Source organism: Vibrio sp. 1457 (assembly GCF_033340195.1).
GTDB lineage: Bacteria > Pseudomonadota > Gammaproteobacteria > Enterobacterales > Vibrionaceae > Vibrio > Vibrio alginolyticus.
In genome coordinates this window covers 1-4,937 of the sequence record NZ_JAWOWA010000052.1, presented here as the reverse complement: position 1 = coordinate 4,937, position 4,937 = coordinate 1, and the positions used below count along the sequence as shown (strand labels likewise).

Sequence of the window (4,937 nt, the reverse complement as noted above, 5' to 3'; positions counted from 1 at the left end):
CACCTCCGCAGCCATTTATTGGTGTGGTCTACAGAGGATTATGTCTTTTTAGAGGGGAAAATCCCTAGAACCCCAAAATGGCGGAGAATGAACATATTGATAAAGAGATTTTCCACCTGCTTTTAACGAGCGGTGTTTATCGCAACTATGCAGAGCGGTATTTATCGTCAGAGTTAATGGACGTCGACGATATTCAACAGTTTCTAGACTGAACAAAAAATAACGGCTGGAATTGCCGTTGAGTCCTTAACGAAAAAAAGGCAGCCCCAAATAGCACGGGCTGCCTTTCTAATCACTCAAAATAAAGGATTAGACAGTGGATTCGTTAATCGGCTCTAGTGCAACTTGCTCTGTGTTGTCACTCTGCTCTTTAGGAGTACGTTTAGCCAATACGTAGTAGAACAGTGGCGTGAGTAGCAGACCGAATATGGTTACACCAATCATGCCAGAGAACACAGCGATACCCATTGCTTGTCTCATTTCAGCACCGGCACCAGTAGAGAACACCATTGGAACCACACCCATGATGAAGGCAATCGACGTCATCAAGATTGGGCGAAGACGTAAGCGTGATGCTTCAAGAACAGCCTCCATCACAGTGCGACCTTTATCTTGCAACTCTTTGGCGAATTCTACGATTAGGATGGCGTTTTTAGTTGCCAAACCAACCAGTACGATTAGACCAATTTGAGTGAAAATATTGTTGTCGCTACCCCATAGAATCACACCGCTGATCGCCGATAGAAGCGTCATAGGAATGATTAAGATGATTGCCATCGGAAGACGTACACTTTCGTATTGCGCAGCAAGTACAAGGAACACCAACAAGATAACCAGTGGGTAGATCAACATAGCTGTATCACCGGCCAACTTCTGTTGGTAGGTCAGCTCGGTCCATTCGTAAGTCATGCCAATCGGTAGTGTCTCTGCAAGGATCTGCTCAATCGCTGCTTGCGCTTCACCTGAGCTGAAACCTGGCATAGGGCTACCATTGATCTCTGCTGTGGTATAAGCGTTGTAATGCATCACACGGTCAGGACCAGCACTGTAATTCACATCAACAAACGCGCCTAAAGGAATCATTTCACCGTTCGCATTTCGAACCTCTAGTTGGCGAATCTGCTCTGGTGTTTGGCGGAACTCTTCGTCGGCCTGAACGTTCACTTGGTATGTGCGACCAAAGCGGTTGATATCATTGACGTACGTGCTCCCCATGTAGGATTGCAGGGTAGAGAAAACATCGTCTAATGATAGGTCTTGCTTGAGCGCTTTCGTACGGTCAACATCCAGGTCTAACTGTGGAACATTAACTTGATAGCTTGAGAACACACCAGTTAGTGCCGGGTGCGCCCATGCTTTCATGATCACTTGTTGAGTGACACCGTATAGCGCTTCGTAGCCGTGGTTCGCTCGATCTTGGATCTGCAAACGGAAACCGCCAATCGTACCCAGACCCTGAACCGGTGGTGGTGGAAAGATCGCGATGAATGCATCAGGGATAGAAGCAAATTTTTGGTTCAGCTGACCTGCAATCGCATTTGCGCTAAGACTCGGATCTTGACGCTCGTCGAAATCAGCCAACGGAGTGAACACGATACCGCTGTTTGGACTATTGGTGAACCCGTTAATGCTCAGACCTGGGAATGCAACGGAGTGTTCAACGCCTGGTTGTGCCAAAGCAATCTCGGACATCTCACGAATCACTGCATCGGTACGCTCAAGTGAAGCCGCGTCTGGCAGTTGCGCGAATGCAACCAAGTACTGCTTATCTTGACCCGGCACATAACCCGTAGGAGTCTGATCGAATTGGTAAGCCGTTAAGCCAAGCAGGCCAACATACATCACACCAATCAGTGCGCCAAGTCGAATGCTCTTCTTCACCGCGTAACCGTAAGCGATAGAACCTTTGTTAAATAGCTTATTGAATGGGGTAAATACGAAGCGTCCGAACAAGCCATCCATTGCACGCGTGAGCCAATCTTTCGGTTGGTCGTGACCACGTAACAACAGGGCAGAAAGAGCCGGGCTCAAAGTCAGCGAGTTAATAGCTGAAATGAACGTTGAAATAGTAATGGTCAACGCAAACTGTTTATAGAACTGACCCGTTAAGCCAGACATAAACGCAGTCGGGATGAATACCGCAGCGAGCACCAACGTCGTCGCAACAATTGGGCCTGTAACCTCTCGCATCGCTTTTTCTGTCGCCGCAATAGGAGCAAGACCTTCTTCGATGTTTCGCTCGACGTTTTCGACCACCACGATCGCATCATCAACAACGATACCGATAGCGAGTACTAAGCCAAACAGTGACAGAGCATTTAAAGAGAAGCCCATTAAGTACATGAAGGCGAACGTACCAACTAATGAAACCGGAACCGCAACTAATGGGATGATCGATGCGCGCCAAGTTTGCAGGAACAGAACAATAACTAGTACAACAAGTAATACCGCTTCAAGCAGTGTCTGCACTACCGCTTCAATAGAACCACGAACGAATACCGTTGGGTCGTAAACAATCTCGTAGCTCACACCTTGAGGGAAGCTAGCTGACAGCTCTTCCATTTTCGCTCTTACGTCATCAGAGATCTGAATCGCGTTTGAGCCAGAAGCTTGGAAGATTGGAATGGCAACTGCGTCTTGGTTATCAAGTAGTGAACGAAGTGAGTAGGTTTCGGCACCTAATTCAATACGAGCGACATCTTTCAAATGGTTGATCTGACCATCTTCACCAACCTTGATGATGATGTTCTCGAACTCTTCAACTTCGCTTAAACGTCCTTTGACATTAATAAGCAACTGGAAGTCTGACGAGCCACTTGGTTGAGCACCAAGGCTACCTGCTGCAGCTTGTTGGTTCTGTTCGCGAATCGCAGAAATGACTTCACTAGGGTTGAGGTCCAGGCTTGCGACCTTGTTTGGATCAAGCCAAATACGCATGCTGTATTCGCCACCACCAAACAGGCGAACGGCACCCACACCTTCGATTCGGGCAAGTTCATCTTTAACGTTAAGCGCTGCATAGTTCGCAAGATAAAGTAGGTCATAACGCTCATCAGGCGACACCAAGTGAACGACCATGGTTAAGTCTGGTGATGACTTTTCCGTCACAACACCAAGTCGCTGAACGGTTTCAGGCAAACGAGGTAGGGCACGATCAACACGGCTTTGAACTAGGGTTTGCGCTTTGTCTACGTCGGCACCAATGGCAAAGGTGACGGTTAACGTCATCACGCCATCAGAAGTCGCTTGAGAAGACATATACAGCATGTCTTCTACGCCGTTAATCTCTTCTTCGAGGGGAGACGCGACGGTATCCGCAATCACTTTCGGGTTCGCACCCGGGTAAGTCGCTGTTACAACGACAGTCGGAGGTACAACCTCGGGGTATTCAGTGATAGGCAGTTGCCATACTGACAATGCACCACCGATGAATATGAGTATCGACAGCACGGATGCAAAGATCGGCCGACGAATAAAGAACTGGGAAAACATTGCAATGGTTCCTTTATTGCTTCACTTGCAGAGTCAGTAGCTCACTGCGCTGCTGGTCTCGTAATGCTTGTTGCTGGCGAATATTGGCAAGGGTGTTTTCATCAGCCATTGCAACTTCATCGGGCGTAACAGGCATGTTGGCACGAACGCGTTGTAAGCCATTGACGACAATCTTTTCGTCGCCTTTTAGGCCATCCAATACAATGCGCAGACCGTTAAGGCCTTCACCAAGAGAGATTGCTCGGTATTGGACAATATTGTCATCGCCTAAAACCAAGACATACTTGTTATTCAGATCGGTACCAATCGCCTTGTTATCAATCAACACACCTTGGTAGCTATCCGAGCCAGCGATACGCATTTTGGCGAACATACCCGGTAAAAATTTCTTATCCGCATTATCAAAAACGGCGCGAACTTGAATGGTTCCCGTTGCTTCGTCAATCGCATTGTCTACAAAGTCGATGTAACCGATATGAGGGAAATCGGTATCGTTAGCCAACGACATTTGGACGACATTTTCAATTTCACCATCCGCTGAGATGAGGTTATTAATCTCTTGATATTTAAGGAAACTACGCTCATCAATGTCGAAATAAGCGTACATTTTCGAAGTAGATACCAGTGACGTAAGAACGGTTTGACCCGTAGTTACATAGTTACCTTTGGTCACCTCTGCGAAAGAAACTTTGCCTGCAATCGGCGCGCGAACTAGAGTGAATTCAAGGTCTAGTTCCGCTTTTGCCAAAGCAGCTTTAAGAGCTGAAACACTTGCAACGCTACGCTGCTGATCTGCAAAACGCGCATCAACGGTCTCTTGAGAAATTGCTTTAGTTTTGCTTAGTCTTTGTGCACGTTCATAATCTTTGATTGCTTGGTTCAAGCTTGTTTGAGCACTGCTAAGTTCCGCTTTCAAACGGTTAACTTCAGCAACAAACAAACGATTGTCGATTGAAAAAAGCACGTCTCCAGCTTCTACGAGATGGCCTTCACGGAAGTGAACACGGTCTACGTAACCCGATACACGAGGCATTACGGTGACGGTTTGAGGTGATTCTAATCGACCAGTGTATTGATCAAGCTCGGTAACCTGTTCTACAAGCACTTGTGCCACTTCAACCGTTGGTGGTGGCGGTGCTGATGCAGGTGCTTCGGCGCGTGAATCTTGACATCCAGACAACACCAATGGCGCTGCAAATGAGATTAGTAGAAGAGGCGTTCTAAGGTGTTTGCCTACCATCTCGCTATCCTTATGTTAGTTTTGTACCGATCGGCATAATAATCCTGACTTTTGATATTGATCAAGTAAAATTTATAGAATGAATAGTTACAACATATGGACAACGTATGCCTGCCGCATTACCATTTAGGGGTTCTAGGGATTTTCCCCTCTAAAAAGACATAATCCTCTGTAGACCACACCAATAAATGGCTGCGGAGGTGGT

The 4,937-nt window shown here is 47.0% G+C and carries 3 protein-coding genes; 1 reads left to right on the top strand and 2 read right to left on the bottom strand.

Annotated features, from left to right (window positions below):
- Positions 1 to 77: 77 nt before the first annotated feature.
- Entirely contained in the window at positions 78 to 212 is a 135-nt protein-coding gene (locus R7Z41_RS23505) for a hypothetical protein (RefSeq protein ID WP_257898055.1), read from the top strand.
- Between the two features lie 97 nt (positions 213 to 309).
- Here R7Z41_RS23505 and R7Z41_RS23500 read toward each other — a convergent pair whose 3' ends face one another.
- Both R7Z41_RS23500 and R7Z41_RS23495 read right to left on the bottom strand, forming a co-directional pair.
- Complete coding sequence (locus tag R7Z41_RS23500; RefSeq protein ID WP_203347286.1) at positions 310 to 3,492, bottom strand: efflux RND transporter permease subunit; 3,183 nt, start codon at positions 3,490 to 3,492, stop codon at positions 310 to 312.
- Positions 3,493 to 3,505: 13 nt separating this feature from the next.
- Positions 3,506 to 4,732: an efflux RND transporter periplasmic adaptor subunit gene (locus R7Z41_RS23495; RefSeq protein WP_203347287.1), complete on the bottom strand. Its 1,227-nt coding sequence runs from the start codon at positions 4,730 to 4,732 to the stop codon at positions 3,506 to 3,508.
- Positions 4,733 to 4,937 lie beyond the last annotated feature (205 nt).

What these genes read in the sequence shown, in the direction of transcription:
- R7Z41_RS23495 (WP_203347287.1), bottom strand. Translation starts at nt 4,732, where the DNA reads ATGGTAGGCAAACACCTTAGAACGCCTCTTCTACTAATCTCATTTGCA.
- R7Z41_RS23505 (WP_257898055.1), top strand. Translation starts at nt 78, where the DNA reads ATGGCGGAGAATGAACATATTGATAAAGAGATTTTCCACCTGCTTTTA.
- R7Z41_RS23500 (WP_203347286.1), bottom strand. Translation starts at nt 3,492, where the DNA reads ATGTTTTCCCAGTTCTTTATTCGTCGGCCGATCTTTGCATCCGTGCTG.